The sequence below is a fragment of the Polaromonas sp. P3_C2 genome (assembly GCF_056402675.1).
This window is the reverse complement of record NZ_JBFUGX010000614.1, coordinates 1-2,446: the sequence shown is the minus strand read 5'-3', so window position 1 is coordinate 2,446 and position 2,446 is coordinate 1. Positions and strand designations below refer to the sequence as shown.

The following is a 2,446-nucleotide window of genomic DNA, read 5'->3' as shown; positions in this document are numbered from 1 at the left end:
GGCCAGGACAGCCCGCATGAGATGTTCGACAGCCCGTTCTACAACACCTTTCGCAAAACGGTGAACTGGTGCGTGGAGCATCGCTGGATCACCATCGGCTCGACGGTGCTGATTTTTGCGCTGGGCATCGTCGGCATGGGCAAGGTGCAGCAGCAGTTCTTCCCKGACTCCAGCCGGCCCGAGATCATGGTCGATATCTGGTTCCCGGAAGGAACTTCCTTCGCCGCCAACGAGGCCACGGCTAAACGGGTGGAGGYGCGCCTCATGAAGGAGGAGGGCGTGAGCACGGTCAGCACCTGGATAGGCTCGGGCGTGCCGCGCTTTTATTTGCCGCTGGACCAGGTTTTTCCGCAAACCAACGTCTCGCAGATGATTGTGCTGCCGAAAGACCTGAAGGTGCGCGAGTCGCTGCGCATCAAGCTGCCCGCCCTGCTGGCCACCGAATTCCCCGAAGTGCGCGGTCGGGTCAAGCTGTTGCCCAACGGTCCGCCCGTGCCTTACCCGGTGCAGTTCCGCGTGGTCGGTATTGACCCGCTGGTGCTGCGTGACCGCGCCGATGAGGTCAAGGCGGTGATGCGCGAGAGCGGCAACACGCGCGGTGTGAACGACAACTGGAACGAGTCGGTGAAAGTGCTGCGGCTGGAAGTGGACCAGGCCAAGGCGCGCGCGCTGGGCGTGACCAGCCAGTCGATTGCACAGGCTTCACGCACCATCCTGGCAGGCACCTCAGTCGGCCAGTTCCGTGAGGGTGACAAGCTGATCGACATCGTGCTGCGCCAGCCGCTGGACGAGCGAAACGCAATCACCGACATYGGCAACGCCTACCTGCCTACGGCTTCAGGCAAGTCGATTCCGCTGACGCAGATTGCCAAGCCGGTGTTTACCTGGGAACCGGGCGTGATGTGGCGCGAGAACCGCGACTACGCCATCACGGTGCAAAGTGACATCGTCGAAGGCCTGCAGGGTGCCACGGTGACACAGGAGTTGATGCCCAAGCTCAAGGCGCTGGAAGCCAAGTGGCTGGACAAGGGCATGGCGGGCTACCGCATCCAGGTGGCCGGCGCGGTGGAGGAAAGCAGCAAGGGATCCTCCTCAATTGTGGCGGGCTTGCCGGTCGCACTGTTTATCGTGCTCACCCTGTTGATRCTGCAACTGCACAGCTTCAGCCGTTCGATCCTCGCCTTTTTGACGGGCTTCATGGGCATCGCAGGTGTGGCCGGAGCTCTGCTGTTGTTGAACCGGCCGTTTGGTTTCGTCGCGCTGCTGGGCGTGATTGCGCTGTTCGGCATGATCATCCGCAACTCGGTGATCCTGATCGACCAGATCGAGCAGGACCGCGCCCGCGGCGTACCCACCTGGGAAGCCATCGTCGAGTCGGCCGTGCGCAGGCTTCGGCCGATTGTGCTGACGGCCGCCGCGGCGGTTTTGGCCATGATCCCGCTGTCGCGCAGCGTGTTCTGGGGGCCTATGGCGGTTGCCATTATGGGCGGCCTGGTGGTGGCGACGGTGCTGACCTTGCTGGCCCTGCCTGCCATGTATGCAGCGTGGTTCCGTGTCAAACGGGAAGATAAGCTGGAAGTTAAGCCACACATGGGCGAAAAGCCACAGCCGGCCTGATTCTCTCTGGCCGTCGGTTCCGGACGAAAAACCGGGCCCGATAACGGCTAAAATAGAGAGTTGACCGATTTCAAGCGGGGATTCGGAGGTTTTTCGGATTCCCGTTTTTATTTCAGGCGCGCGGGTGGCGAAATTGGTAGACGCACCAGGTTTAGGTCCTGACGTCCGCAAGGATGTGCGGGTTCGAGTCCCGCCCCGCGCACCACCCTGAGGCTTGTGGGCGGCCCTGTTGCCCCTCCTTGCTTTCAGTCGTTGCGGCAAACCCCGCAACATGCCAGGTGAAAACCTGTTTTGACTATTTTTGATCTTAGGAACCATCATGGCCGTGACTGTTGAAACCCTTGAAAAGCTCGAGCGCAAAATGACGCTCTCGCTGCCCGTCAACACCATTCAGTCGGAAGTTGATACCCGTCTGAAGAAGCTGGCCCGTACGGTCAAGATGGACGGCTTCCGTCCGGGCAAAGTCCCCATGAACGTGGTGGCCCAGCGCTACGGCTATTCGGTGCACTACGAAGTCATGAACGACAAGGTCGGTGAAGCTTTTGCCGTGGCCGCCAATGAAGCCAAGCTGCGTGTTGCCGGCCAGCCCCGCATCAGCGAAAAAGAGGGCGCGCCTGAGGGCGAACTGGTGTTTGACGCGGTGTTCGAGGTCTACCCTGAAGTCAAGATCGCCGACCTGTCGGGCGCCGAAGTCGAAAAGGTCAGCGCTGAAGTCAGCGACGCCGCCATCGACAAGACGCTGGATATCCTGCGCAAGCAGCGCCGTACCTTTGCCCAGCGCGCAGCCGATGCGCCGGCGCAAGACGGTGACCGCGCCACCATCGACTTC

2 protein-coding genes and 1 tRNA gene are annotated in these 2,446 nt (G+C 61.4%); all 3 read left to right on the top strand.

Annotated features, from left to right (window positions below):
- On the top strand, positions 1-1,617 hold a 1,617-nt coding region (locus tag AC1DWI_RS19785), incomplete at its 5' end, for an efflux RND transporter permease subunit (RefSeq protein WP_477725530.1).
- 118 nt (positions 1,618-1,735) lie between these two features.
- Positions 1,736-1,822 (top strand) — tRNA-Leu (locus AC1DWI_RS19780).
- A gap of 114 nt (positions 1,823-1,936) precedes the next feature.
- On the top strand, positions 1,937-2,446 hold a 510-nt coding region (locus AC1DWI_RS19775), incomplete at its 3' end, for a trigger factor (RefSeq protein WP_477725529.1).